Source organism: Lactococcus cremoris subsp. cremoris NBRC 100676 (genome assembly GCF_001591705.1).
In the GTDB taxonomy this organism is placed as follows: Bacteria; Bacillota; Bacilli; order Lactobacillales; family Streptococcaceae; genus Lactococcus; species Lactococcus cremoris.
Genome location: NZ_BCVK01000038.1, coordinates 1 through 25610, shown reverse-complemented (window position 1 = coordinate 25610; position 25610 = coordinate 1). Strand labels below are relative to the sequence as shown.

The following is a 25610-nucleotide window of genomic DNA, read 5'->3' as shown; positions in this document are numbered from 1 at the left end:
AATTCGGGTTTCTTTATCAGTCTTTGTTGTTGGTTTGTGTTCATTCCAATATTTTGCTGAGGTTGAGGCATCATTTGAAAGTCCTTTACGTGTTGCCATCAAAAGTGGAGTTGAACCATCTTGATACATCGCATAGGTTGTGGCTGACATTCCATATCCGACATCAACTGAACCTGCATCAAGTCCTTCACTAACCGCTTGATAGTTTGTTCCAACGCTTGTATCAATTTTTTTAACGGTATAGCCTTGTTTTTTCAACTCAGACTTCAAAATATTGGCGATTGGTTTAGTCGCTGTGGTGATATCATCTGGATTTTTTGAGGGAATAAATGAAATCTTCAAATCCGAAATGGTTTTACTATCTGATTTTGAAGCAGAACTGCTATTTCCACAAGCCGCAAGTAGTGATAGGGCAATTACCGCGCCTGCTGTAAGTCCAATGACTTTCTTTGATGTATTTTTCATTTTAAAAATGAATCTCCTTAAGGTTTTTCTCAATCGGTTTATGAATTGTGCTCTTCACAAAATAATTCTAACCCTTTTTTTAAGCCTTTACAATGACCCTTTTGTAAATATTCTGTTAATAGTTATCATCGTTCGTAAATATCGAACTTTATAAGGCTATTTCAAGTAAAAATATTATATAATACATCTTTTTTTATAAAATACATCTTTTTCCTTGGGGAATATTTGTATATACCAAACATTTAGTTCAAAGTTATTTCATTGATAACGCTGACAAATTTTCTGCTATAATAAAGTTATTTTCACCATTATTATAGCATCCAACTAAGCACTCCCAAGACCAACCAAGCTTCACGAAGAAGGACAAAGATCTTCCCATTACAGCTCACCGTTTTAGGAAATTTTTTGGAGACATATAGTCATCAGAGCACTGATGGCTTTTCTTATGCTCTTGATGGGGAAGGCTACTAAGAAACTGACTTGTTCCTTTGACTTGACATCATGAACCAACCCAAACAAGAGACTTAATACCCAAGTCCACTCGCTCACACCAAGAACCCTGTATTTCAGAACCCAACAAGAACTCAAGACCTCCTCCCACTTCGGGGTACGTTGACTCCGAACAGGTGAGGGAAGTTCTCGCCCTATTTTCTTCTTCATCACATAGAGTGATGAACTTCCTTCCTCAGTTTTCATCCTGTATCACAATGAAAATCCAGATACCCCACACAATATTTTCTTCCAAATCGCTCTCCCCGCCATGCTTTTGGAAAATTAAATGTGTGTGCATGTGACTTCCACTATACCGACAGCACCAACTCAATTCATCCTTCACCTCTCAAGGAATGAAAATCAGACGAGAACCTAGACACAAAACCAAACAACCCTTGACCGATAAAGAGACTACTCCGATGAACTGTTATACCTTCATGTAAAGAGACTGACAGAACCCTCATGCTCTTTTTCCATCTTTGACCTTTATTGAGGACATTAGACCCTAAACAACACCTAGAGACTAAGATAAGCCTTGATTGTAAACTGTCTGACCCTTCTCGGATATTCCTCTAAGCCTAGACAAGCTGAAACTTACACTTAGCTAAGCTGATTCCCTCACCGTATCAAGCTTTGAACTACTGGTCTCAAGCTTACAGTACCCCAGCTAAGCTGAATAACATCAGAACTACAAAAGTGCACACTCGATTATTTCAAGCAAACTCCAAAACAGAGAGACAAGATACACTAAAAAAGCTCTTCCCCTATATTTTATCTTGATGATGGACTGTAAAGCACAAACACACATTCACTTCTCTGATTTAGTATTTCCGTAGCACTTCAACCCTCAAACCGTAATTCAACACCCTCAGACAGCCCACCTAGATACCAAATGAGCAGACACAAACATACAAAAAGTCAACCTAAAACACCCCACCCTGATTATCTGTCATTTTCCTTCTTGGCTTAAATTACCTAGACTGATTTTCTTATACCCTAGATCAATAGCTAGACCTAAATGCCAAATGAGTAGAGGTAAAAAAATTTTAAAAAGTGCAGATACGATACACCTCAACCCACTCCGCCAATCGATAAAAGCAGACCCTTTTTGAGTGAAGTTCAACGGAAATTGAGAGAACCTATCAAAAACGCAGAACCCGTTTAAACCCACTCATAACGCCATTTGAGGGACTTCCGCTGACTCCACTAACCTGTTATACTTATATATTAGAGGTGATGCGCATCCTTCTTCTTAGACCATCTTTGACCTCCTCGTGTTATACTATGACCCAATACAATCGTGAACAATGTTCTTTTAACATCGAGAGCCAGCTATCACAAGCTTTCGGGAGACTCTTAGAGTAACAAATCGAGCAATATAAGGGAAAGACAGGTCATTATCGCTATTTAACTCGCACAAATGTGCATTTTAACGATTAAGAAAGGCAAATAATTATGCAAAATAACAAACAAAACCGACACAGAATATGGATATTTATTGTTTATCCCGATTCAGCACCCCAAAACTGGGAAGATATAATCACAGATATCGGTGCAGAGTGGGGACATAGTCCCTTACACGATAAAGATGAGAATCCATATGGTGGCGCTAAAAAGCCACATTATCATTGTCTCATCAAATTCAATAGCTTAAAGTCTTACAGACAAATGTTAAGTCTAACAGGTAAACTTCATGCTCCAAACCCTAAACCATGTGAGTCTGTTGTAGGTAAAGTAAGGTATTGGCTTCATCTTGATAACCCTGAAAAGTATCAATATAAGAAGGAAGACATTAAAGCTTTTTGCGGGTTTGATGTTAAAGAAGTCCTAAAGCCAAGCAAGACCCAACAAACTGCTATGATGAGGGAGATAAGGCAATATATCCGAGACAACAATATCCTTGAGTTAAAACCATTTATGGACTACGCAGACGCAGAATGCCCACAGTGGGGGTATGTCATCAACAGATTCCAATTCCAAATCAGAGACTATATTAACAGTAGTAGATACAGTTCCAACTACCGTCAAAACAAGCATTACCAAGACCTCGCCTTAGTTCTAAAATTCATAAGGAACAATGCTATAACCGATATGGAAGACGTCTATGCCTTTTTAGACGAGGAAAAACCCCAATTGGCATACCTAATGGTTGATTACTATCAGGAAATTAAAGACTGTTTAACGAGTGTTCAGCGTAGAACAGCGAGCTACAAAGATGTTACCCCAGAATCTAGGTCTCTTGTTCAACAACAACTTCCAAAGGCTTTAACGAGTTTTAGAGACCCGATAGCACTCGAAGAGTACTATGATAGGCTCGATAGTGAGCCTATTTACTAACCCTCATCTCCTCTTAGCCACTTGATGCAAGCTCCCATTACCTAACCACCTACAACCGCTTGTAATTAAAAGAGTCTAAGAGTTACGGGGTACCCCAATAGCTCTTAGAGTCCGTTAAGGACAAACTCTACCTACTTGAACCAGACAGGTCAATAGGTGCTTAGACAGATAACAATCATACCTTTAGTCCCTACCTAATGACTTACATACATGGGTAGGGGCTTTTGGGATTCAGAATAACCCTTCGCCTATGAATGAGACTCAATCAGACTAAACCCAGCACTCACCTGACTTTCCACTTCGTTAACATCTCAATCTCACAGCTTGACCATATTCCTACCACTCTTACCCTTGAACAAAAAGGTAATTGGGGGACGTAGTAAGGCAGAGAGACATCTTCTCAATCCCAAAAGCAAGGTTTCTTACAGAAGATGTTCCCCTAAACTCAGACTACAACCGATTTGATAGACTTCATCACCTCTAACCCCTGATGACACAAGCCTCTCACCGCTTCTGACCCTTGATCACTTTTGTATTGGGGGTCGTAGTAAGTTATACAGATAAATAAAGCAAAGAGAGCACTCTGACAGGAGTGCTCTTCCTTTATTCCTTTTGACCTTAACTGTACCCTAAAAAAGTTTGCTTTCTTCCTCACAATATAGGATAATATTTGATGTGATGAAGGAGATTAACTTATTGGAAAGATAGACAATGAAAAATACAAAGAACACACGTGTTCAGAAGCAACAAAAGAAAGCAAAGAAGCAGAGACGTATCTCTAGTACCTTGATGTGCGGACTTGTCTTGTCAAGTGTCGCTTTACCAGCTGTAGCTATATTGGCGGATAACGCAGTGCAAAACCAAGCACCTCAAACAGTCCAGTCTTCTACAAAATCTTCTGAAGCTACTAAAGTTGAAACACCTACAACAGCCTCTGAAGCAGTTAAAACAGTCCAAGACACACCTGCTCCAGTTGTAGCCAACCCTGATAGTGGTAAAGACGGTTTCAGCCGACTTTGCACCACCCCTTGATAGCGAAGAACCCTAACACACCAGCACCAACGCTTACACAAGCTTCACCAGCAACGAAACAAGCTACTGAAAAGCACAAAGCGATTATCCACTTCGTAAACAGCGTTTCAGGTGAGTCAATCAAAGCAGACATGACAGTAGAAGGAACTACTGACCAAGACATCCGTACAGTTGCAGGTAAAGACGCTTTCAAAGTAGCTGGATATACTTACACTGAAGAACCAAACCAATGGTACCCATTCAACGCTAATTGGGTACAAGAATACACAGCTTTCTTCACCCCTGAGGGGTACGTACCTGACGATGACGGTTTCGTACTCGGAACAGATGGTTACTACCACCAAAAACGTGAAAATGGAGACATTAACTACAATACACGTTTCGCTGACTTCAATATCACTTACACAAACAAGGATACAGGTGAAGTTCTTGGAACAGATGCACAAGGTATCAAAGACGCTGAAGCAGGTACGTCTTCAAACACCTACGGTCACGGTTTCTCAGAGAACACTTGGGCAATTGCTAAAGGTGATTCTAAATGGATTAACCCAAATTCATCATTTGGCTATGACGGTAAAACATACTACACAGCTATCTATGTCTACACCGACCGTTCAGGTGATGGTTCTCAAGGTGACGTTGTATCCCCAGTAAACGGACAAATCAACGTGACAGTACCACTTACTGACATGACTAAGAAAGACCCAGCAGAGAACGTAATATTTAAAACACGCTACGTTGATGATGCAACTGGCAAAGACATCGCTCCATCAAGCACAGATACACTTCCAGTAGGTAGTCAATACTCATCAGTAGCCCTTGATATCCCCCACTACAAGCTTAACAGTGCTAAAGATGTCAACTTCACAGTTCAAAAAGGTCAAAAAGATGTAATCTACCGTTACACTAAAGACCAAGCCTCTTTCGTTGAATTCAAGCTCGTAGACGCTAAAACCAACAAAGAGATTGGTAAATCAGTTAAGCGTTCTGGACAAGAAGGACAATGGACATCAATCGACCCAAGCTCTAAAGAGTTCAAGATTGACGGTTACACAATGCAGAAGTCTTACTACCAAACTCCAGGCTTAGGTACTCAAACCTACGACTTCCCAGAACCAGGTAAAACAAACTCTGTAACAGTTAAATACGACAAAGACAGTGATAAACCTGATGTTAAAGAGGGTACATTGACAATTCGTTACACAGACACACGTGGAAATGAAATCAAAGACCCAACAACACAAGAGGGTAAAGTCGGCGACCTTTACGAAGTAGTAGCTCCTGACATCAAAGGTTGGAAATTGAACGACAATTCACCTAACCTCTTCCGTGATGAGTACAAGGAAGGTAACACAACAGTTACATTCAAGTACGACAAAGACGAAACACCAGACCCAGTTAAACAAGGTTCTGTGACATTCAAATACGTTGACAAGGACTCTAAAGCGCTTCAAGCCTCTAAGACTATCAAAGGTGATGTAGACAAAGCTTTCTCTGAAACAGCTCCTACCATCAAGGGGTACTCACTTGACAAATCTAAGTCAGACGAAACTTACTCTGGCAAGTTCACTGAGCAAGGTCAAACATACTACTTTGTATACAACAAAGATGTAACACCTACTCCAGACCCACAACCAGAGGACTCAAAACTTCGTCCATTACTTGAACAAACAATCAAAGACGCCAAACCTTACTCTGACAAAGATAAATATCAAGCTACGTACGTTGATGCTTTGGACAAAGCCATCTCAGACGCTGAAGCATTCTTGAAAGCCAATCCAGCTCCTAATGCTAAAGCACGTGCTTTGAAAGCAGAATCAACAGACTTGGACAGCAAGTTCCAAGCTCAAATTGACAACGTTACAACAGCCGTAAACAATGTTAAAGCCAACCCAGTTACACCAACACCTGACGAAGACGTAGTTAAAATCACATTTAACTTGTATGACAAGGACACTGAAGACGCTCAAGGAAACTTAAAACTTCTTAAGACAGTAGTACTTGATGCAAGCAAGAAAGAAATTGAGGCTAACGGTGGACATTGGGATGCCACAAAACACAAAGATGAGTTAGCTGTTGACGGTTACACATATGTAAGTGGACTTGGTACACTTATGGAAATCGATACAACTGGTGCACCTAACGAATTCCCAGTTCTGTATTCTAAAAACACACCTAACCCTACTCCAGACCCAGTTAAACAAGGTTCAGTAACCTTTAAATACGTTGATAAGGACTCTAAACAACTTAAAGAACCTAAAACTGTTAAAGGTGATGTGGGTAAAGCCTTTGAAGAGAAAGCTCCATCAATCAAGGGGTATAAACTCGATACAACTAAGTCAGACGAAACTTACAAAGGTAAGTTTACTGAACAAGGTCAAACCTACTACTTTGTATATGTAGGCGACGGTTCTACCCCTGCTCCCACCCCAACCCCTGACAAACCAGTAAATCCAGCTAAACCAATCCCAGGTAATGGCTCAAACAACAGTAGTTCTAAAACTGGATCAGGCAAAACTGTTCCTAAAACAGCTCCTGAAGGTTCATACTACGATGATAATGGCAACCTCTTGAACAAAGACGGAGTGCTTATTGATTCAAAAGGTACTCCTTTGACTTCAGACCAGTCTAAAAATACACTCAAAGTAGACAATACTAGGAACAAAACTGGTCTTCCAGAAACAGGAGAATCATCAACGCTCCTCATGATGCTCTCAGGTCTAGGGGTACTGATGGCTTCTGTGCTTGCATTTATCGTTAAACGCAAGCCTAAACGTGATTAAGTAACACTCTTATCACAAACATTAGGTCTTCTCTCTGTATTGATGACCTAAACAACAAAAACACCACCCTTCCTCACACAAACAGGAGTCTTTTTGTAAGAAAGACTCCTACCCGTGAGAACCCGCATGGTGTGGTCATTGGCAAGGATAGGAGGAACACGAAAACGGGCGAAAAAGCCACGATTTACGTCCTTTCCCTCCTTCCCTAGCTCAACCCTCTTCTAAAGCTAAAATGTCCTAGAAACGCATTTTTGAGTCCTTTGTGATGTGAATTATCTTACCTCACTTTAGTGCATAGTGCAAAGGATTTAACTGAAAGAAGCCCCAATGAATACTGTTATAGCTTTGTTCATTGGGGTTTTTGTGTATTCTGTTTGTAGGTTACCCCACGATAGGATAGGTCGAGGTTGATGAATTCATCAGTCCTTGCCAAATGATAATCTACCTCCTTATAAAGTTAGAGAAGGTCAAAACAAAAGCAAACAGGAGTCTTTCTTACAAAAAGACTCCTCGAAAACCCTAGAGGAACAAGGCTGAGCTTCTTTAGTTGAATAGAGTAGGGGCAATTTTTCTGTTTGTCCTCAAACTCACCAACCAAAGGAGACCATAATATGGCAAAAAGACAGAACCACAATGTACAACCCATTAAGGACTCAAATGTCCTCAGACAAGTCCAAGACACTCTCTTAAACAACTTTAAGGCAGGCAGACGCAACTACACCATTTTCCAACTCGGTAAAGCCACTCTTCTGAGAGTAAGTGATGTCCTCTCTCTTGAATACGCAGACCTCTTCACACCCGAGGGGGTACTCAAAGACAGAGCCTACATCACAGACCAGAAAACAGGAAAGCCAAACACCCATTACCTCAAGCCTCTTGAGTCCGACCTGATGCTTTATCATGATTGGTTAGTAGAGCAAGAGATAGACAGCCCTTGGCTCTTTCCTTCTACCACTACTCCCAACCAACACATCACCAGAAAGCAGTACTACAAAATCATGACCAAGACAGGCGATTTGATAGGTATTAACTACTTAGGGACACACACCATGCGAAAGACGGGTGCTTACCGTGTTTACGAACAGACTAACTACAATATCGGCTTTGTCATGAACCTCTTGAACCACTCCGACCAGAAAGCAACACTTGCCTACCTCGGTTTAGACACCGTAACCAAGGAAGCCATGCTTGACACCATTAACTTCGGCTAAGATACCCAATCAAACGTTCTACATTATCATGTAGGGCGTTCTTTTGTACTCTGATTGTCTTGATGTTACACCTCCCTAGTCAGATACACAAGTGAGAGGTCACTCCCTCATTCCCGAGGCTCTCTCTTTTCGTTCTTCCCTACTTGGGGTACTTTTGACGCTACTCAAGCGAGTCCTTATGGGACGAACCAATAACCTTTGATTGGAAATCTCAAGGCTGATTAAAAATAATTACTATATTAAACATAAAGGAGATTAGAACATGAAAAATCCTACCCTCACCAAAGACGACCTTATCGCCACAGGCTACGGCTTTGGGACAGCCAAAACCCTGATTACCGAAGGCAAACGCCTTATGGTCGAGCGAGGCTATGACTATTACACCAACTCCCGATTAGGGCGAGTCCCTCGCTACATTATGGAGCAACTCCTCGGTTGTGACCTCCCTACCCCAGAACTTCCTCACTCTGACAGTGAAGACAACAGGCAAACCGTAGCTAATCCTATCCTCACAAAGTATGACCTCCTCGCTCTAGGCTATGGTACAGGACAAGTTTCTGCCCTTCTTGCCCAAGCCAAGCAAGACTTAGTCGATGAAGGCTTTGATTACTACGCTATACCAAACCTCGGCTCTGTTCCCTCCTCTTCCCTTGAGAACATCCTCGGCTTTAGACCCCCAGCACTCCCTCAAGCAAGACAAATACTCAGACAAGAATTAGAGGCACGTTCTCTCTCTTGTCACAATGCAAAAACACAATAAGGAGACCACGAACATGACGGTAAGAAAAGACAAACAAACAGGACTTTGGCTCATTGACATCTCAGGCGGGGTCAACCCTGTCACAGGCAAATGTAGACGCCACATCAAACGCGGTATTAAGACCAGACGTGAAGCGATTACGCTAGAACCTCAACTCAGAATCCAAAAGTTCGGAGACAGTTCTAAAATCAAAGGGATAACCATTGATTTACTCTACACACTCACCCAAGAGGAGGACAAAAATAACCACAGAAGAGATACCTACCTCCATACCCAAGAGGTCTACTACCGTAAACACTTCGAGGGGTACTTCGAGAATGCCAAGATAGACAAACTCACACCAAAAGATATGGAAATCTTCAGACAAACCCTCATCAAGAAGAACTTAGAGGCAAGCACAATCAACCGCCTCATGGCACAACTGAGTAAGCTCTTCAATACCGCTGTCAAACAAGGCTTTCGTCCAGACAATCCTTGTTTAGCCCTACGCAAACTTCCTGAATCTCCTCAACCGATACATTACTGGACGCTTGACGAATTCAACACCTTTATGTCACTCTTTGAGGTAGAGGAGTATCCTTATCAGCTCTTCTTCAAAGTAGCCTTCTCAACAGGGATGCGTAAAGGAGAACTCTTGGCTTTGACATGGGAAGATGTGGACTTCTCAAGACAAACGATTAATGTGAATAAGACCCTTGTCCGCTTACCTGATGGGCAGATGTCCTTCCACCCACCCAAGACGAAATCTGGCTATCGCTCGATCACCATTCACAAGAGCTTGACCCAAGAACTTCAAGCATGGAGATATAAATAGAGAGAACTCTTGACGCCTTATTGTGAAGACCCCAATACTTTACAGCTCTTTCAGTTTATCCCTGAGCCTCTCAATGAATTCAGAGTTAAACGTGCCTTTGATAAGGTCATGGCTCGCACCACCAAGTTGAGGAAGATACGTATTCATGACTTCAGACATTCTCATGTGGCACTCTTGATAGAGAACGAGGAGTCTCCTTATGTGATTAAGGAGCGTCTCGGACATAAATCCATTAAGACAACCTACAACACCTACGGACACTTGTATCCTAATAGGCAAAAATCACTTTCCGATAAGCTGGACGGGCTCTTTTGAGAGGGGAGAAGTTTATGGAGTCAATTGGAGACTTTGACATTGAAAGCTCTAGCTCTTATAGTTCTTCCTTAAAGCTCCTTATCGTTGGTGTAGAGCCATTTGCGAAATGTATTCACCCTTACCTTGAAAGAGGTATGCTATAATAAAGTTATGAAAAATTTAACTTTTACGGTCACTCTGTCTGATTTCGGTTTAGAAATTCATCTTCCTTCAGAGGCCCGTTTACTTCTCTTGGAACAAAACAATGCGCGTTTTGATTTAAATAATGATGAACTTTTCTTTTTATTAAAAAAAGGACAGATTAAAATGATAGCTAATGACTTAGAATTAATTCCTAAATTAGAATTTGATAAGGTTGTGATTCTAAATGTAAAAGCTTATGAATTAGATGCAAATTATCTGACTCAGTATTTGGTCAATTTGGCTGAGGAAGCTGGAATTAATTTGCGTGATAAGGCAGAACCACTTAAAATTCCTAATAATATCGAAAAAGCTTGTGCAACTTATGCAGATGAATTTTTAAGTGCACTCGGCGCTTTTGGAATTAAATTAGAAAAGAAAAAAGCCTTCTCTCCCAAAGCGCAACATCGTTGGAAAAAAGGACTTTCAGAAATTGAATTTTTTGTTAAACGACCAGACAGTCAAGCCACGATTATTTGGCGAAAATCTAACGAATTGGTCATTAAAGCGGGGGCAAAAATCGCTGAAAGCGGAGGAATGAAATCAGATGGTACACCTGGTTTAGCTTATCGTTTCACGCAAACGCTTAGAGAAGAGCAAAAAGAAAACTGGGACCCTAAAACTTTCATAACCACTGCTGATATTGTCTTGAAATCAGTCAATGAAGTCGGACATTTTCTCTATTTTGCTGGAACGAATAGCTGGCTACAATTAGTCGACAAAGAGGGACGCAGCATTCACGAACTATCTGTAGTACAGTAATTTTGATTGACTTAAGATTTAAGAAATTCTTCCGATAATTGGAAGGTTTTTTTAATTCAATTTATTTTTATAGAGTTATAATATTCAAAAAGGTGGCAGTTACATGACTACTGCTTATCTGCTTTTGGGCAACGACTTATCACTAGAAACACAGGCTGGCTTATCAATCGGAAAAATGTTTGCTTACAAAGAAATGGAAAAACCATGGCTAAAAAAGGCAAAGAGCTCGTTGGCTATGAAGCTCAACTTCAAAAAACATATTTGAGCGAATTACTGACGAAGAAAGGTGAAATAATTGATTATATCCTTTGTTATCCAGAGCTCAAAGTTCATCTGAAAGAGCTTAAAGAAAGTTTTCCACAGACTAAAATATTAATGATAAACCAACTCTAACTAAAAAAAGTTACTGACAAATTTGTCAGTAACTTTTTATTTACTTCATTAATTCATAATAGAGCTGACCCATATTTCCTTGAAAATCAAGGACTTCATCAGCAATTTTTACTTCAACAACTTCGATTTCGTCTGCGATTGCATTGTAGTCACTTTGTTGAAGGGCTAAAAAATCGTTGACCCCATCAAATTCTTCAGTAAAGGTCATACCATTCTGAAGTTTTCCGATTAATTTCATCATTAAAATTCTCCTTATTACATATCTTCAAAAACAAGGCTAGGTTTAGCATTTAAGTCTAATCCTGCTTGAACATTTTCAAGACCTTTTTTCCATTCAATGTAGGCTGCTGCTGCAATCATACCGGCATTATCCCCACAAAATCGCAAAGGGGGAATGATTAATTTTTCGTCAGTAATTTCTGCTGACAGACGCTCACGTAGGCCTTGGTTTGCTGATACTCCACCGCCAATAATTAAAGTTTTGACAGGGTATTTTTCCATAGCCAATTTAGTTTTAGCCATCAGTACATCAACAACCGCTGCTTGAAAAGAAGCTGCCAGATTTTCTAAGTCATTGGCAATCACATCATTACCTTTTTGATTTTCATTATGTACAAGATTGATAAAGGCTGATTTCAATCCGGAAAAGCTAAATTCTACTTCATGTGTGTTCATCATAGCTCGTGGGAAATTGTAAGTGTCCTGACCTTTATGGGCCAGTTCATCAATGACTTTTCCACTAGGATAAGTTAATCCCATCACCCGACCAACTTTATCATAAGCTTCACCGGCCGCATCATCCCGTGTTTCGCCAACTTTTTTATAGCTTCCTTCTTTTTCAACGTAAACCAATTCAGAGTGTCCACCTGAAACCAAAAGAGCCATGGCCGGATATTCGATGGTATCGACTAAACTCGCCGCCATCAAATGCCCTGCCATATGATTGACAGGAATCAAAGGCAGATGGTTGGCCCAAGCAAAAGTTTTTGCGGCCATGATTCCAACTAATAAAGCACCGTTTAGTCCTGGACCTTCTGTCACCGCAACGGCTGTCAGTTGGTCAGCTGAAATTTCCGCTTCTTCAAGCGCTGCTTCAATACAAACGGTAATTTGTTCGACATGATGACGGCTGGCAATTTCGGGCACAACCCCACCAAAACGTTTATGACTATTGATTTGACTGGCAATGATATTACATAATAATTCACTTCCATTTTTTAAAATCGCCACTGAAGTTTCATCACATGAAGTTTCAAAGGCTAATATATAATTATCTTTCATTTTTAAAATTGCTCTTTTCTCATTAACAAAGCATCTTCAAGAGGTTTGTCATAGTAATTTTTTCTAGTATGATAAATTTCAAAACCGAATTTTTCATAACATTTTTGAGCAGCAAAATTTGACTGACGAACTTCAAGAAATAAAGTTCCTGTAAATCCTGATAATTCTGTCAGTAAAAGTTTTGCTAAACCTTGTCCTTGAAAATCAGGATGAATGGCGATATTGGTCACTTCTAATTCATCCATCATTGTTGAAATGGCTAGCAGACCAATTAATTGCTCATCTTCTTCTAGTAAAAAGTATTCCGAATTTTCGTTTACTAAATCACTCGATATATAAACTTGTGACCAAGGCGACTGTCCATAAGCCACTGATAAAAGTTCATAAATATTGACTGATAACTTTTCCACAGGTGGAAAAGTATTTTTGTCTTTCGACTTATTTTCAGAGTAAGACAGACGTTTTAAATTCATTTTTTTAATTCTTTGACCATCCAAATTGCATCGGCACCATCCTCATAATATTGAGGAAGAAGCTTGTCAGTAACAAAGCCTTGGCGGCGATAGAGCCCTTGAGCCTTTGTATTATCACGGCGAACTTCTAAGGTCATCACATTTTTTCCAAGTGCTGCCATTAGAGAAATTAACTGCTCAATCAATGTTGAGGCAATCTGTTGCCCTTGGAAAGCTTTAAAGACAGCCAAATTAGTGACATGTGCGTCTTGACCATGATGATTAATTCGTGTGCCAATAAAACCAACAACACTACCAGAAATTTCAGCCACAATGAAAAAAGCTTCATCATTTTTGACAATTTCATGTTCAAAATGCGAGAAAGTCCATGGAATATCTCCATTATAAACATCTCGCTCAATCGCAAGTAGAGCCACAATATCCACCCTATCTGCCAACCGATAATGAACACCTTCTCGATCGTGTTCAAGGTCAATATCGGCCATTTCTAAATAACGACGAGGATTAAATTTTTTTCCACTAAACCCTTTGAACGTAGTCGTCAGGAGTGTTTTCAGCTTTTTCATGACTTTCCAACCATTTCTCTTCAGCCTCAACTTTTTTGAGGTATTTTGGCACAAAAGCGTGCACATTTTCAGGAACTAAATTTTCGGCAATTTTTGCAATTTCATAAGCTGACGGAAGTTTTTCCAAGCTGTCAGCGATGATTTGTTCTTTTGAAAATCCAGCATTTTGAATTGCATCAACAAAATTTTCAGATTCTCCAGTAAAAATTACTTTGCTAAAATCTGAAAATTTTTCTGATAAATCAGCCAAAAATTCGCTAAAATTACAATGTTGGTCGGCAATAATTTGCTGACCATTTTTATAAAGGGCGGCATAAGCATTTCCGCGTCTAGCATCAATAATTGGCAAAACATAGGCTTCATCATCTTGAACACGATTGGCAATCGCAAGTAAACTTGATAGGCCAACAAGTTCTTTATTCAAACTAAAGGCCAGCGTTTTTCCTACAGTTGCAGCAAGCCTCAATCCCGTGTAAGAGCCTGGACCTTGAGCTACTGCAATTCGATCAAGGTCTTTTGCTTCCATGCCAACCTGAGCCATCAAAAAATCAATCGTCGTCATCAATGTCGTACTATGATTTTTTTTCAAATTTAGTGTCACTTCACCAAGCAATAATCCGTCAGTAAGCAATGCGACTGACAAAGCCTTTGATGAGCTATCAAATGCTAATATATTCATTTTTTACCTATAATATTTCTGAAAGTTGTTGATTTATAAGTCACTGATAGGACTGACTGGCAGTTTCAAAGCGAATCTTGTTGATTAATTTCCTGTCAAATCATCCTTTTTAAATAATTTTTTACTTTATCTCGATTATCAGTATCTACTTCCTTATATTTTACCACGCTTGCCTTGCAAGTTCCACCATTATTTTTTAGGAAGCGTTTCATTTGTGAAATTAATGAGCGCAACTTTCCATTTCCTTGCAAATATGCTAAAATGATAATAATTGCAAAGAACAGCAAACACGAACTATTAAGAAAGGAACGAGCTTTTGCTCGTCGTAAATTATAGAATGATTTTTAAAGTTTTCTACCAAAAAGATAACACACGCTCACCTCGCCGTGAGACAACTGATGCCCTTTATCTCGACCTTGATGTCGCAACTAAAGAAGAAGGGGTTGTCCTTGCCCGCGAACTTCTTGCTAAAAATACTGCTTACCATGTTGAGTTTATTGACTCACTTTCAGATGAATCTGTTGAATATGAAAAAGAAACTGGCGTATTTGAAATCACAAGCTTCTAAGACTAACAGGAGTACAAAGGAGAACACTTTAGATTATTGTCAAAAATGACAGCAATCTAAAGTGATTTTCTTGTACCTTTAAATTTAAAAAGGCAGTCTGTATTCAGTCCTGTCAACAAATTTTTAACTCTTGATACTTAACTGACCCATTGTCAGTAAAAATAACTAATAAAATCCAAAGAATAGGAGAAACATGCCAAAACAACTTAAAATAAAAGCTGATGAAGTCGCAGTTTACGCCATTGGCGGACTGGGCGAAATCGGTAAAAACACTTATGGCGTTGAATATAAAGATGAAATCATCATCATCGACGCCGGAATTAAATTCCCAGAAGACGATTTATTAGGTGTTGACTACGTCATCCCTGATTACACTTATATTGTTGAAAATATCGACCGGATTAAAGGGCTCTTCATTACTCACGGACACGAAGACCATATCGGAGGAATTCCTTTCCTTTTGAAACAAGCCAATATCCCTATTTATGCTGGGCCATTGTCACTTGCACTCATCCGTGGAAAGCTCGAAGAACACGGGCTTTTACGTGATGCTAAACTCTACGAAATCCACGCCGATTCAGTCATTAAATTTAATCACTTGAGTCTTGATTTCTTCCGTACCACTCACTCAATTCCAGAACCTTTAGGAATTGTTGTAAATACCCCTCAAGGTAAAATTGTAGCGACCGGTGACTTCAAGTTTGACTTCACACCAGTGGGTGAACCTGCTGATCTACATCGGATGGCTGAACTTGGTAGCGAAGGTGTCTTACTCCTTCTTTCTGATTCAACCAATGCTGAAATTCCAACTTTTTCACATTCTGAAAAAGTCGTTGGTGCAAGCATCATGAAAATTTTTGAACGTATTGAAGGTCGGATTATTTTCGCTTCTTTTGCCTCAAATATTTTCCGTTTGCAACAAGCCGTTGATGGAGCAGTTAAGACTGGGCGTAAAATCGTTGTCTTTGGTCGTTCAATGGAAAAAGCCATTGTTAACGGTTTAGAACTTGGTTATATCAAAGCGCCTAAGGGCACATTTATCGAACCAAATGAAGTCAATCAATATGCTTCACATGAACTTTTGATTATGTGTACAGGTTCGCAAGGCGAACCAATGGCTGCACTTTCAAGAATTGCCAATGGCATGCACCGTCATATTACCCTACAAATGGGCGATACCGTTGTCTTCTCATCAAATGCGATTCCCGGAAATACTCATGGTGTTAACCAATTGATTAACAAAATCGCTGAAGCTGGAGTTGAAGTCATTTATGGTAAGATGAACAACATTCACACTTCAGGTCACGGTGGACAACAAGAACAAAAACTCATGTTGCGTCTTATCAAACCAAAATACTTTATGCCTGTCCACGGTGAGTATCGTATGCTCAAAATTCATGCTGGACTTGCTCAAGATACTGGTGTCCCTAAAGAAAATTGTTTCATTCAAGAAAACGGAGATGTCCTTGCACTGACTGCTGACAGCGCCAGATATGCTGACCATTTCCCGGCTGCCGATACTTATGTTGACGGTTCAGGAATTGGAGATGTCGGAAATGCCGTTCTCCATGACCGTCATGAACTTTCAGAAGACGGAATCGTTCTTGCAGTGGCAACCGTTGACTTTGAAAAGAAAACCGTTCTTGCTGGACCTGATATGCTCTCACGTGGATTCATTTACATGCGTGAGTCTGGTGATTTGATTCGTAGTGGCCAACGTGTCCTTTTCAATGCTATACGTGAAGCCATGCATGAAGAAAATGCTAATGAAGCGTCTGTAGCACGTGCGATGCGTGAAGCACTCTCACCATTCCTTTATAAACAAACTGAGCGCTCACCACTTGTTGTTCCAATGATTATGACACCTGATGAAAAATAAAAAATTACTGACAGAACCAAATTCTTATTAGAATGGAAGTCTGTCAGTATTTTTTTATTCAAAATAATCTTTTTTCTTGACTTAAACCTGGTTTAAGCTGATATACTCTAAACATGAAGTAATGAAATAATAAAAACTTCAACTCACTTAAAATGAAAGAGCTAAAAATGCCAACGATTCAAGAAGTTTCTCGCAAATTTAAAGTTTCCTCCTCCAGCATTCGTTTTTACGAGCGTAAAGGTTTCTTAAGTATTCCTCGTGATAAAAATGGCAATCGAATCTTTGACGAGGAAAGTCTAACACGCCTAGAGCTCGTTTTACATTATCGAACAGCTGGTGTCAGTTTGGAAGATATTCACGAAATTTTTAAAAATTACATGAATCATCAAGTTTCCGTTCAACTCTTAAAGAAAACGGCGCAAGATTTGGACAATAAAATAGCGGAACTTGAAAAAACAAGAGTATTTTTAGCAGACAAAATCATTTTTCATGAGCAATTAGCACAAAAAGAAAAAGATTAATTGAGCTATAGCTCATATCTTAGAGAAAAATCAAAATGACCAACAAAGAAGAAATTCAAACATTAATCAATAACTATGCGACTTATGCAGACACTCGGCAAACAAAAGCTCAGTTCGACCTTTTCACAAAAGACGGCTCAATGAGCGTTTATTATCCATGGAATAAGGGCAAGGCTGAGAAATTAATACGTCAGAAAAAATGCTAGCAACCTTTGAAGCCCTCAAACAATACGAAAAAACTTTTCATTTCATTGGACAAGTCCAAATTGCTCTTGACAGTGAAAAGCCAAGGCAAGCAAGTGCCTATGTTTATACTATTGCTCATCATGTCATCACAAAAGAAAATGGGGAAAAATCACTGATGATTGCTTATCTCCGTTATGATGATAGCTTTGAAAAAACAGAATCTGGTTGGAAATTTAAGCATCGTGAACTTCACGCAGATGTCATCGAAAATCGCGATTTAAAATAAAAAAATCTCTGAATTATTCAGAGATTTTTTTGTATTCTTTGATAAAGCTTTGATGAAGTTGTTCTTTTTCTTCCTTGCTTATAAAAGCTCCATCAATCGCATAATGATTAATTTTTTCAAAATCAGCTAGAGAAAAATCTGGATACCAAGCTGATATTTTTTCATATTCTTTATTTAGACTTGTGGCAGAAACTGTCCGATTATCCGTGTTCAAAGTCACATGAAGCCCTTTATCATACAGTTCCTTAAAAGGATATTGTGCAAGCTCCGTCACAGCTTTTGTTTGAAAATTACTCGTAGGCGCCATCTCTAAAACAATTTGTTTTTCAATCATCATTTCTTGTTCGGCTTTGGATAGATTTTTGGTCATAATCCCATGACCAATCCGACTTGCCCCCATGGCGATTGAATCTAAAATATTTTGCTCACATGCTGGACATTCTCCAGCATGAAGCGTCACATTTACAGCATTAATTTTTAAATCATGAATCAAATCAATAAATTTTTCTTGTGGATAATTCAATTCATCTCCTGCCATATCAAATCCGACAAGGTGTTCATCAGGAATTTTATCAAAAAGAGGCAGAAGTTTTTGTAACTTTTGAATTGGCTCTTGTTTTAATCCACAAATGAGTGCATTAGCTCTTATATCAAAATCATTTTCGGCACGAGAAAGACCAGCTATAACGGCTTCCACCGCTTCTTCTAGACTTAGATTTTCTAATAAATGTTGAGTTGGAGCAAAGCGAATCTCAATATATTTGATATGATCATCAGCTGCCTGTTTAACAACATCATAGGCTGCCAATTCAAGATTTGTATAGCTTTGTAAAAGAGGCAGAACAAAATCAAAACGTTTTAGATATTCCAGTAAATTTTTGGTATTTTCTAGGGCTTGTGCCTTTTCCAAAATCTCCTCATCAGTCATCGTTATATTCACACCGGCATTTTTAGCGAGTTCTTTGATACAAGACAAGCTTAGCGAGCCATCTAAATGGCAGTGAAGTTCAACTTTTGGCATTTGAGCAATAATTTCTGATTTAAGCACGAGTATCTCCCTTTTCTTTTTCGTCCAATTTTTAGAGCATGATATAAAAGATTTCGAGCCCAAAAGCTCGAATATTTCTTTCAAAAATGTATTTTTACTATTCTACGCTTTTTTGTCAAAAAAATCAATCCTCATCTCTATTCTTTTCAATACAAGTTGTGGATAAGATTTCTTTGGCTCAATTAACCCTTTTTGGGGGATTTATCCCCAATTTCACGATACTTATTCACAGCATTTGGGGAAAAAGTGAAGAAAATGTGGATAAATACCTTAATAACTAATAAAAAACAAACAGAATTGCTAAATTCTGCTTGTTTTTATTTTCAACTGACCACGACATTTTCCACAACGATACTTTTTTGTATCGATTTTTCTTTGTCTGGGATAGTTTTGTCCGCAATTTTGACAGACATAATCATATTTTACTTTTCTTTCCTCTACTGCTGGTGCATAACGAAGGCCACCAACTTGAGCAAGTAATCTTTTAAAGTCAGCATCTTGATGCTTATAGCCCCTTTGTGTGCGATAGAGGTGGTAATGAGTTAATTCATGTAGAACTACTCCTTCAAAATTCTCCAGTTCAGCCATTTTAGGGTTGAAATCAAGATGTAAATCTTTTGGAAAAAAGCGACCACCAGTAGTTCGTAAACGCTGATTCCACTTTGCTTCATGTTCAAATGGACGCTTAAAATAGTTTAAAGAAATTTCTCTTACCTTTTTCGTCAATTCTTGATTTGTAAGCACATCTTCTCCTTGGCAAAACAATCTAAGAAGGTTGTCAGTATTTTTTTCGCTTCTTATCAATTCTCTCTATCAGTAAATTTGGATTAGAGTTTCATCTAACGGAACTGAAATCAGAAAAATTTGCTGACAGAATTAATCTTTTTCGCGAGGATTCACTAGGGTCAAATTAATTTTTCCTCTTTGTAAATCAAGAGATTTGACCCAAACCGTTACAATTTGTCCAACAGCGACCACATCACTTGGATTTTTGACAAATGATTTGCTCAAATCAGAAACGTGTGCCAAGCCGTCATTTTTAATTCCTATATCAATAAAGGCACCAAAATCAACAACATTACGGACCACGCCTTCAAGTTGCTGACCAATTTGTAAATCTCCAGCCGACAAGACATCTTGACGAAGAATTGGTGCATCAAAGCTTTCACGCAAATCACGACCAGGTTTTTGCAAATCATTGATAATATCGGTCAATGTTTCCTGACCAAGACCAAGTTTTTCAGCCATTTCAGGAATATTTACTGACGAAAGTTTGGTCAGTAATTCTTCATTACTGACAGCAGGTCCAGCAGCAATTTCGGTCAAAAGTTGCTCAGTCACTTTATAAGATTCTGGGTGAACCCCTGTATTATCAAGGAAATTTTTTCCTTCTGGAATTCTTAGGAAACCTGCCGCTTGTTCAAATGCCTTAGCTCCCAAACGCGGGACTTTTTTAAGTTCGTTTCTTGTCTTAAGCGCCCCATTTTCTTCACGATATTTGACCACATTTTGGGCCAAACTTTTATTAAGGCCCGCAACGTGTGAAAGCAGGCTAGGACTAGCTGTATTGACATTTACACCGACCTGATTAACGACTGTTTCAACAACAAAATCTAGGTTTTCTGTCAATTTTTTCTCAGAAACATCATGTTGATATTGACCCACACCGATGGCTTTTGGTTCAATTTTTACAAGTTCAGCTAAGGGATCTTGCAAACGACGTGCAATTGAAATTGCTGACCGTTTTTCAACAGTCAATTCTGGAAATTCTTCACGAGCCAATTCACTTGCTGAATAAATAGAGGCCCCAGATTCACTGACAATCACATAATAAACATCAGAAAAATTATTTTCTTTGAGGACTTCAGAAACAAAACTTTCAGATTCGCGACTGGCAGTCCCATTCCCAATGGCAATCATATTTACGCCATATTCACGAATAAATTTTGCTAAATCTTTTTTCGCCTGAGCAATTTGTCCTGCATTTGCTGGTTTGACAGGATAAATGACAGTTGTCATCAATAATTTACCTGTTTCATCAACAATAGCAAGCTTTGCTCCAGTACGGTAAGCAGGGTCAAATCCCATGACTACACGGCCTTTAAGCGGTGCAACCAATAAAAGATTTTTCAAATTTTCGCCAAAAACTTCAATGGCAGAAGCTTCAGCTTTTTCTGTCAGTTCGGTCCGAATACTACGTTCCATAGCCGGAATCAATTTTTTCTTGACGGCATCTTTAATGGCCACTTGCATCATTGGATTATTTTGAGCAGCAAAACGGGCGGCAAAATAACGTAAAATTTTGTCTTCGTTATTTTCAAATTTTACTGACAGAATCCCCAATTTTTCACCACGGTTTAAAGCCAATACACGATAATTTGGTAATTCTGAAACTTTTTCTGAGAATTCATAATACATTTGAAAAACTTGCTTTTCATCAACGGCATCTTTTTTCAAACTACTTGTCAGTAAACTATTGTTTTTGATTTCACCAGTCAGCCATGAACGCAACCGCGCATCTTCAGAAATGGCTTCTGATAGGATATCAACCGCCCCCTCTAATGCTTTTTGAGCAGTCGTAAAATTCTCATTTACAAATTTTTCTGCTTCCTCTTCAAGATTAGCAGCGTTTTTTACAATTAATTGTGCCAAAGGAAATAAACCATTTTCCTTTGCAATCGTTGCTTTTGTGCGCCGTTTTTCTTTGTAAGGCAAATATAAATCTTCAACTTCTGTCAGTTTTTCAGCAGCCAAAATTTGTGTTTTAAGCGAATCAGTTAACTTGCCAAGCTCCTCAATTTTTGACAAAACAGCTGTTTTACGTTCTGAAAGTTTGGTCAGTAAATTATCTTCATCAATAATTTTTTTGATTTCAACTTCGTCAAGTGAACCTGTTGCTTCCTTACGATAACGAGCAATAAAAGGAACCGTGTTCCCCTCAGCCGTCAATTCTAATACTTTTTCAACTTGTGAATTTTTGATATTCAATAATTCAGCAATTTTTTTAACATTTTCCACTTAGAAATAATCCTTAACTAGTTTTTTTATCAGCAATTCTTAATCACAACGCTTATCTCTATTTTACCAAAAAAATGATGAAAAAATCGCTCCCAAATAGGAGCGATTTCAAAATGCTTATAAGAAATTACATCATTTTGTTGGCTTTATATCGATACTTATACACATTTAAATGAATCTAACCTTGCTACATAAACAACACAAATAAAAGTTATTAACATAAGACAGTTTAATATAATTTACTAACGTAGTTAAATACGTTGTTAAAAATTGCACCGCCGTGCGTAAAATTGAGAATCATGACCAGGCACTTATTTAGTGCTTTTATTTTTTCTCTTAAATTTACTAAATCTTCTTTTCCCTAGATACTCATCAAAAATTATTCTATAAATATCTGATAGTAATTTTTCTACTTCAGCATGAAACACTGCAAAACTATCACTATCGCTAACCTTGGGATCTATATATTTATCTTCTAGTTCCTGTATCTTATGAACTATCTTCCTATAATATTCTGGCGATTTATATTTGAAAAACAATGAATCTTGCCTAATTAAGTTTAACACTTCTATTATATCATCGGTACCTGTAATTTTTTTACCATTAAATATAACCTTTTGCCTAGATCTAGGAATTTCCTTTAGTAAATATTCCAAATAAATATCTTTGAAATATCCTGCCTCTAAATTGGTTCTATGATGTTTCTCATTTTTATAATTTTGAAAAAAAAGTGTACCAATAGAAATAATGATTGCTATGATTGAAAGAATCGAACTGGGTCCAAACCAGTTTGAATTTGTATCAGATACTCTCTTGGAAGTCGCTTCTGCTAATAATATGTAATCGATATGCATAAACCCAACTTTCTCATTAAAATAATCTTTCGAATATAAGTTGAGCTAATTTATCGTTTTTAGCTTTTATGGTAACATTTTTTTCGATTCCTTCGTATCCGATCTCATTTACAAGATCTTCGAAAAATCCTTGTACAAATGATGATGCCACCTTTTCAATATTATCTGGAAATACTATTACTAGCTTTTCTGAATAATTGGTATACTTTTCTTTGACTTGTTTTTGATACTCAGACTTAGCAAAGGGGTACCCTGCAAGTCCTGACACTGTTTTATCAAATTTTAACTCTATAGTAATCATTTATTTCTCTTTTCTCATAACAAAATTTAAGTTGAATGCAGTTCCAGGTATCCAAAGGCTACTGCTGTCTAAGATGGAAATATCAGGTTTATGATTAAAAAAATCATTTTGTCTATTGAAACCTAGCCATCCATTTGAATCTCGCTCAATAAAATCTTTTTTAAATGAAATGATTTTTTCTCCACTTATAACATAACAAGTATCATTATCTGCCTCTTTTTGTAAGCTATTAATTAATACTGTTAAACCTGTTCCACCAGCAGAGGAAGTGCCTTTTCTTCCAGAAATCCTATCTTGTAAAGATGCTATGTCCCAAAAATATTCTTCATTATATAAATTATCATCTAAATCTTCGATTTTTTTTAAATGATTTTGATAAGCCATTTTTAAATCATAGTATCTTCCATTATCAAAATTATTAGTTAAAACTTTTTGACTTACGGCCTCTCCAAGTAGATGATTTGAAAAACTTACTATGGCTATATTAATCCCATAATATTGCCCTTCTTGCTCCACATTATATAATTTTTTTGTATGATCATCCGTTATATCTATATCGATTAGACATTCAGATTCACCATGCTCACCAGCATTTCCAACCAACTCCACAATCACAGTTGAAATTTTATCTATCCTTTTTTCTGAAAGATTAAAAACACCCAAAAAAGTACTTATATCTTGAAGTAAAACTCCGAGGTAATTTGATTCAACATCTTTTTCAGTAATTAATCTTCTAAAATGTCTTTGATATATATCATTATTAAAACTTTTCTTAAATCTATCATTTGTTTTCTGGTTTGTGGTATTAAGTAACAGCAATGGAGAATAGTTTACCCCTTGTGTAAGAATTTGATTAACGGGATTCCAATAGACATAGACTTGCCGCCCCTCCTCCTTTAAAGAATAGCATATACATTCAAATACTACGAATGCTAGTTTATCTTGAATTTTTAAATTTACATTACTAAATTCAAATGAAATAGGTATTCTTTTTGAACTATGCTTAGCTCTAACGGAATTTATATATTTAACAATTGAAAGTAATGTAGCGCTATTAAATACATCTGAACGATCTATGTAATGAAGCATTCCTTTATCAATCCGAACAAGGGAACTTCTTCCTCTATTACTAGAAAATAATTTATTCAAATACTTCATATTTTATTCTCCCATTCATCTATATTGTAACATAGGATAAAGATATTTTTAAGATATAAATAGCCTATTTACAATCAACGCTTTAATAATAAGTAACTATACCACTTTTTTTGAGGAGGGACTCGTACCATGCTGTTGTAATCGTAAAAATTACTCTTTGAACTCCTGACGACATGTAAATTTCTGATGTTTTTCTATTCCTAAGATTTGTCGGTATATATTCTGCCCTCTTCCCGGTTAATATCTGCCAAAATCATGTAAAGTGTATTATATCCGTTAAAACCTTTACCACTTTTCTTAATGTCAGCATATTCAACAACAGTTCCATCTTTCCATTTTCCATAGATTTTAGGTCTTTTTGTTGTAAAATTTCTTTTTCCGATTTGCTTAGGATGCTCAATTTCTCCATTAATCAGCGTTTTTTCAATATTTGAATCTGTCATATATCCCCCCATAAATGGATTATATTCTGCAATTGATAAAGCATATCACAGTCCTAAGCTTTAGGAATACAAAAAAGCACTCCTTGGGAAAATGAGATGCTTTCTTGTACTGTATTCTATCTCTTTCTCCTTTTTTCTAATAATTGCCAATTATCCGCAATCCATTTAATGATTGGGTCCCGTGGAAAAGCTTCTTCAACATCTCCATTTTTCACAACTGGAAAATTATGTGCATAGCGATAATGCTTATCAAATGTAGGACCACTTACTCCGATAAATTCAGCTGCTAGTTCCCGAGTCATAATCAGCGGATAATCAGTATCATTGCATAATTGTCTACTTTCTAAATAAAAATTGTTATTATCTCATATAAAATACCTGGTCACTTGATCAGGTATTATTTAGTACTTTTTATCTTTTTCAACTTTTTTTAAAATTAAAACCATTTTATTGTTAAGCTGCTTTTGTTTATTATTATCTTTAATTACATGCATTGAATAAAAAATTATCCCAAATACAAAAACCAAAAACACTAGCGTTGATATATCTAAGACGTCAATACTTTTTAAAACTATTGTAATAGCTGTTGAAATTGTCAAAAAAAGTGTAGGTGCTAGTTCATTTTTATCCTTAGTATTAGAATATTTGAATATATAATAATTAAGTTCTTCTTTAGTTAGTTTTGAAAGTTGGTCAACAAAAGATTGATATGCTTTAAAATCAAGATCTTTTAATTTTATATGCGCCTCTAGATTTTTAATGATTATTTCTGCATCCATATTTTATCTACACCTATCTTATTATT

Annotated in this window: 30 protein-coding genes; 15 read left to right on the top strand and 15 right to left on the bottom strand. The window is 37.6% G+C overall.

All coding sequences use genetic code 11. The annotated features are described in order from the left end of the window. Nucleotides 1-465 (bottom strand): PhnD/SsuA/transferrin family substrate-binding protein (locus LLA01S_RS07860; RefSeq protein WP_155719842.1); only part of this gene is annotated, 465 nt, incomplete at its 3' end. A 1947-nt stretch (nt 466-2412) separates the two neighbouring features. On the opposite strand from LLA01S_RS07860, the gene LLA01S_RS07845 reads away from it, so the two are divergent. From LLA01S_RS07845 to LLA01S_RS12545, 10 genes are all read left to right on the top strand, one after another. Next, nucleotides 2413-3294, top strand: coding sequence for a replication protein (locus tag LLA01S_RS07845; RefSeq protein ID WP_021165841.1), 882 nt, complete (start codon nt 2413-2415; stop codon nt 3292-3294). Between the two features lie 852 nt (nt 3295-4146). Beyond that, nucleotides 4147-4326 carry a hypothetical protein gene (locus LLA01S_RS07840; RefSeq protein WP_162267154.1) on the top strand — a complete coding sequence of 60 codons (180 nt, stop codon included), beginning with the start codon at nt 4147-4149 and terminating at the stop codon, nt 4324-4326. After that, complete coding sequence (locus LLA01S_RS07835; RefSeq protein WP_061778102.1) at nt 4323-7109, top strand: MucBP domain-containing protein; 2787 nt, start codon at nt 4323-4325, stop codon at nt 7107-7109. Before LLA01S_RS07840 ends, LLA01S_RS07835 begins: the two co-directional genes overlap by 4 nt. Before the next feature lie 611 nt (nt 7110-7720). After that, nucleotides 7721-8320, top strand: a complete 600-nt coding sequence (locus tag LLA01S_RS07830) for a tyrosine-type recombinase/integrase (RefSeq protein WP_061778101.1) — start codon at nt 7721-7723, stop codon at nt 8318-8320. A 262-nt stretch (nt 8321-8582) separates the two neighbouring features. After that, on the top strand, nt 8583-9080 hold the full coding sequence (locus LLA01S_RS07825) for a DUF3173 family protein (RefSeq protein WP_021213027.1): 498 nt from the start codon (nt 8583-8585) through the stop codon (nt 9078-9080). Between the two features lie 13 nt (nt 9081-9093). Then, nucleotides 9094-9894: a tyrosine-type recombinase/integrase gene (locus tag LLA01S_RS07820; RefSeq protein ID WP_369440960.1), complete on the top strand. Its 801-nt coding sequence runs from the start codon at nt 9094-9096 to the stop codon at nt 9892-9894. Nucleotides 9895-9903: 9 nt separating this feature from the next. Beyond that, nucleotides 9904-10209, top strand: a complete 306-nt coding sequence (locus LLA01S_RS13580) for a tyrosine-type recombinase/integrase (RefSeq protein WP_345894037.1) — start codon at nt 9904-9906, stop codon at nt 10207-10209. 14 nt (nt 10210-10223) lie between these two features. Then, nucleotides 10224-10352 (top strand): hypothetical protein, encoded by a 129-nt coding sequence (locus tag LLA01S_RS13270; protein WP_021165835.1) that lies wholly within the window; start codon nt 10224-10226, stop codon nt 10350-10352. Between the two features lie 7 nt (nt 10353-10359). Further along, entirely contained in the window at nt 10360-11151 is a 792-nt protein-coding gene (locus LLA01S_RS07815; protein WP_011675351.1) for a hypothetical protein, read from the top strand. Nucleotides 11152-11355: 204 nt separating this feature from the next. Further along, on the top strand, nt 11356-11544 hold the full coding sequence (locus tag LLA01S_RS12545) for a hypothetical protein (RefSeq protein WP_014571987.1): 189 nt from the start codon (nt 11356-11358) through the stop codon (nt 11542-11544). A gap of 40 nt (nt 11545-11584) precedes the next feature. Here the strand turns inward: LLA01S_RS12545 and LLA01S_RS07800 are convergent, their stop codons facing one another. From LLA01S_RS07800 to tsaB, 5 genes are read right to left on the bottom strand one after another with little or no spacing between them, the layout of a single operon-like run. Then, a complete protein-coding gene (locus LLA01S_RS07800) occupies nt 11585-11785 on the bottom strand; it encodes a DUF4649 family protein (RefSeq protein WP_011675349.1) in 201 nt (66 codons plus the stop codon). Between the two features lie 14 nt (nt 11786-11799). Next, on the bottom strand, nt 11800-12825 hold the full coding sequence (gene tsaD / locus LLA01S_RS07795; protein WP_021165833.1) for a tRNA (adenosine(37)-N6)-threonylcarbamoyltransferase complex transferase subunit TsaD: 1026 nt from the start codon (nt 12823-12825) through the stop codon (nt 11800-11802). Between the two features lie 2 nt (nt 12826-12827). Then, the gene (gene rimI, locus LLA01S_RS07790; protein WP_011675347.1) at nt 12828-13298 is read right to left on the bottom strand and encodes a ribosomal protein S18-alanine N-acetyltransferase; all 471 of its coding nucleotides are present in this window, start codon (nt 13296-13298) and stop codon (nt 12828-12830) included. Further along, nucleotides 13295-13864, bottom strand: coding sequence for a ribosomal protein S18-alanine N-acetyltransferase (rimI, locus tag LLA01S_RS07785; protein ID WP_011675346.1), 570 nt, complete (start codon nt 13862-13864; stop codon nt 13295-13297). The genes rimI (LLA01S_RS07790) and rimI (LLA01S_RS07785) overlap by 4 nt, the downstream gene beginning before the upstream one ends. Continuing rightward, nucleotides 13818-14543, bottom strand: coding sequence for a tRNA (adenosine(37)-N6)-threonylcarbamoyltransferase complex dimerization subunit type 1 TsaB (gene tsaB / locus LLA01S_RS07780; RefSeq protein ID WP_015081986.1), 726 nt, complete (start codon nt 14541-14543; stop codon nt 13818-13820). Before tsaB ends, rimI (LLA01S_RS07785) begins: the two co-directional genes overlap by 47 nt. A gap of 337 nt (nt 14544-14880) precedes the next feature. Between tsaB and LLA01S_RS07775 the strand changes: the two genes are divergently transcribed. From LLA01S_RS07775 to LLA01S_RS13260, 5 genes are all read left to right on the top strand, one after another. Then, nucleotides 14881-15111: a DNA-dependent RNA polymerase subunit epsilon gene (locus LLA01S_RS07775; RefSeq protein ID WP_015081985.1), complete on the top strand. Its 231-nt coding sequence runs from the start codon at nt 14881-14883 to the stop codon at nt 15109-15111. 193 nt (nt 15112-15304) lie between these two features. Next, complete coding sequence (rnjA, locus tag LLA01S_RS07770) at nt 15305-16990, top strand: ribonuclease J1 (protein WP_011834371.1); 1686 nt, start codon at nt 15305-15307, stop codon at nt 16988-16990. Nucleotides 16991-17157: 167 nt separating this feature from the next. Next, nucleotides 17158-17511, top strand: coding sequence for a MerR family transcriptional regulator (locus tag LLA01S_RS07765; RefSeq protein WP_011675341.1), 354 nt, complete (start codon nt 17158-17160; stop codon nt 17509-17511). A 35-nt stretch (nt 17512-17546) separates the two neighbouring features. Continuing rightward, on the top strand, nt 17547-17717 hold the full coding sequence (locus LLA01S_RS13265; protein ID WP_021165828.1) for a nuclear transport factor 2 family protein: 171 nt from the start codon (nt 17547-17549) through the stop codon (nt 17715-17717). Next, nucleotides 17711-17983 (top strand): nuclear transport factor 2 family protein, encoded by a 273-nt coding sequence (locus LLA01S_RS13260; RefSeq protein ID WP_250638222.1) that lies wholly within the window; start codon nt 17711-17713, stop codon nt 17981-17983. Before LLA01S_RS13265 ends, LLA01S_RS13260 begins: the two co-directional genes overlap by 7 nt. A gap of 13 nt (nt 17984-17996) precedes the next feature. Here LLA01S_RS13260 and add read toward each other — a convergent pair whose 3' ends face one another. The 9 genes from add to LLA01S_RS07715 form a co-directional block, all read right to left on the bottom strand. Then, nucleotides 17997-19031 carry an adenosine deaminase gene (gene add, locus LLA01S_RS07755; protein WP_061778099.1) on the bottom strand — a complete coding sequence of 345 codons (1035 nt, stop codon included), beginning with the start codon at nt 19029-19031 and terminating at the stop codon, nt 17997-17999. Nucleotides 19032-19331: 300 nt separating this feature from the next. After that, a complete protein-coding gene (locus tag LLA01S_RS07750; protein WP_011675338.1) occupies nt 19332-19775 on the bottom strand; it encodes a SprT family protein in 444 nt (147 codons plus the stop codon). Between the two features lie 132 nt (nt 19776-19907). Beyond that, nucleotides 19908-22049 carry a Tex family protein gene (locus LLA01S_RS07745; protein WP_061778098.1) on the bottom strand — a complete coding sequence of 714 codons (2142 nt, stop codon included), beginning with the start codon at nt 22047-22049 and terminating at the stop codon, nt 19908-19910. 311 nt (nt 22050-22360) lie between these two features. Further along, nucleotides 22361-22903 (bottom strand): hypothetical protein, encoded by a 543-nt coding sequence (locus LLA01S_RS07740; protein WP_061778097.1) that lies wholly within the window; start codon nt 22901-22903, stop codon nt 22361-22363. A 16-nt stretch (nt 22904-22919) separates the two neighbouring features. After that, nucleotides 22920-23204: a tryptophan/threonine-rich antigen C-terminal domain-containing protein gene (locus tag LLA01S_RS07735; RefSeq protein ID WP_058223627.1), complete on the bottom strand. Its 285-nt coding sequence runs from the start codon at nt 23202-23204 to the stop codon at nt 22920-22922. Then, the gene (locus tag LLA01S_RS07730; protein WP_061778096.1) at nt 23205-24362 is read right to left on the bottom strand and encodes a hypothetical protein; all 1158 of its coding nucleotides are present in this window, start codon (nt 24360-24362) and stop codon (nt 23205-23207) included. It lies immediately after the preceding gene. A gap of 200 nt (nt 24363-24562) precedes the next feature. Then, nucleotides 24563-24805, bottom strand: coding sequence for a hypothetical protein (locus LLA01S_RS07725; protein WP_058223625.1), 243 nt, complete (start codon nt 24803-24805; stop codon nt 24563-24565). A gap of 116 nt (nt 24806-24921) precedes the next feature. Next, nucleotides 24922-25107 carry a hypothetical protein gene (locus tag LLA01S_RS07720; RefSeq protein WP_061778095.1) on the bottom strand — a complete coding sequence of 62 codons (186 nt, stop codon included), beginning with the start codon at nt 25105-25107 and terminating at the stop codon, nt 24922-24924. 99 nt (nt 25108-25206) lie between these two features. Beyond that, nucleotides 25207-25584 carry a hypothetical protein gene (locus LLA01S_RS07715; protein ID WP_061778094.1) on the bottom strand — a complete coding sequence of 126 codons (378 nt, stop codon included), beginning with the start codon at nt 25582-25584 and terminating at the stop codon, nt 25207-25209. Between the last annotated feature and the right edge of the window lie 26 nt (nt 25585-25610).

Excerpts from the sequence above, each read along its gene's own strand:
- LLA01S_RS13260 (WP_250638222.1), top strand. The coding sequence starts at position 17,711 with ATGCTAGCAACCTTTGAAGCCCTCAAACAATACGAAAAAACTTTTCAT.
- LLA01S_RS13270 (WP_021165835.1), top strand. The coding sequence starts at position 10,224 with ATGGAGTCAATTGGAGACTTTGACATTGAAAGCTCTAGCTCTTATAGT.
- LLA01S_RS07815 (WP_011675351.1), top strand. The coding sequence starts at position 10,360 with ATGAAAAATTTAACTTTTACGGTCACTCTGTCTGATTTCGGTTTAGAA.
- LLA01S_RS07725 (WP_058223625.1), bottom strand. The coding sequence starts at position 24,805 with ATGACAGATTCAAATATTGAAAAAACGCTGATTAATGGAGAAATTGAG.
- LLA01S_RS07730 (WP_061778096.1), bottom strand. The coding sequence starts at position 24,362 with ATGAAGTATTTGAATAAATTATTTTCTAGTAATAGAGGAAGAAGTTCC.
- rimI (WP_011675347.1), bottom strand. The coding sequence starts at position 13,298 with ATGAATTTAAAACGTCTGTCTTACTCTGAAAATAAGTCGAAAGACAAA.
- LLA01S_RS07775 (WP_015081985.1), top strand. The coding sequence starts at position 14,881 with ATGATTTTTAAAGTTTTCTACCAAAAAGATAACACACGCTCACCTCGC.
- rnjA (WP_011834371.1), top strand. The coding sequence starts at position 15,305 with ATGCCAAAACAACTTAAAATAAAAGCTGATGAAGTCGCAGTTTACGCC.
- LLA01S_RS07765 (WP_011675341.1), top strand. The coding sequence starts at position 17,158 with ATGCCAACGATTCAAGAAGTTTCTCGCAAATTTAAAGTTTCCTCCTCC.
- LLA01S_RS13265 (WP_021165828.1), top strand. The coding sequence starts at position 17,547 with ATGACCAACAAAGAAGAAATTCAAACATTAATCAATAACTATGCGACT.
- LLA01S_RS07715 (WP_061778094.1), bottom strand. The coding sequence starts at position 25,584 with ATGGATGCAGAAATAATCATTAAAAATCTAGAGGCGCATATAAAATTA.
- LLA01S_RS07830 (WP_061778101.1), top strand. The coding sequence starts at position 7,721 with ATGGCAAAAAGACAGAACCACAATGTACAACCCATTAAGGACTCAAAT.
- LLA01S_RS07800 (WP_011675349.1), bottom strand. The coding sequence starts at position 11,785 with ATGATGAAATTAATCGGAAAACTTCAGAATGGTATGACCTTTACTGAA.
- LLA01S_RS07735 (WP_058223627.1), bottom strand. The coding sequence starts at position 23,204 with ATGATTACTATAGAGTTAAAATTTGATAAAACAGTGTCAGGACTTGCA.
- LLA01S_RS07740 (WP_061778097.1), bottom strand. The coding sequence starts at position 22,903 with ATGCATATCGATTACATATTATTAGCAGAAGCGACTTCCAAGAGAGTA.
- LLA01S_RS07825 (WP_021213027.1), top strand. The coding sequence starts at position 8,583 with ATGAAAAATCCTACCCTCACCAAAGACGACCTTATCGCCACAGGCTAC.
- rimI (WP_011675346.1), bottom strand. The coding sequence starts at position 13,864 with ATGAAAAAGCTGAAAACACTCCTGACGACTACGTTCAAAGGGTTTAGT.
- tsaB (WP_015081986.1), bottom strand. The coding sequence starts at position 14,543 with ATGAATATATTAGCATTTGATAGCTCATCAAAGGCTTTGTCAGTCGCA.
- LLA01S_RS07720 (WP_061778095.1), bottom strand. The coding sequence starts at position 25,107 with ATGACTCGGGAACTAGCAGCTGAATTTATCGGAGTAAGTGGTCCTACA.
- LLA01S_RS12545 (WP_014571987.1), top strand. The coding sequence starts at position 11,356 with ATGGCTAAAAAAGGCAAAGAGCTCGTTGGCTATGAAGCTCAACTTCAA.
- LLA01S_RS07845 (WP_021165841.1), top strand. The coding sequence starts at position 2,413 with ATGCAAAATAACAAACAAAACCGACACAGAATATGGATATTTATTGTT.
- tsaD (WP_021165833.1), bottom strand. The coding sequence starts at position 12,825 with ATGAAAGATAATTATATATTAGCCTTTGAAACTTCATGTGATGAAACT.
- LLA01S_RS07820 (WP_369440960.1), top strand. The coding sequence starts at position 9,094 with ATGACGGTAAGAAAAGACAAACAAACAGGACTTTGGCTCATTGACATC.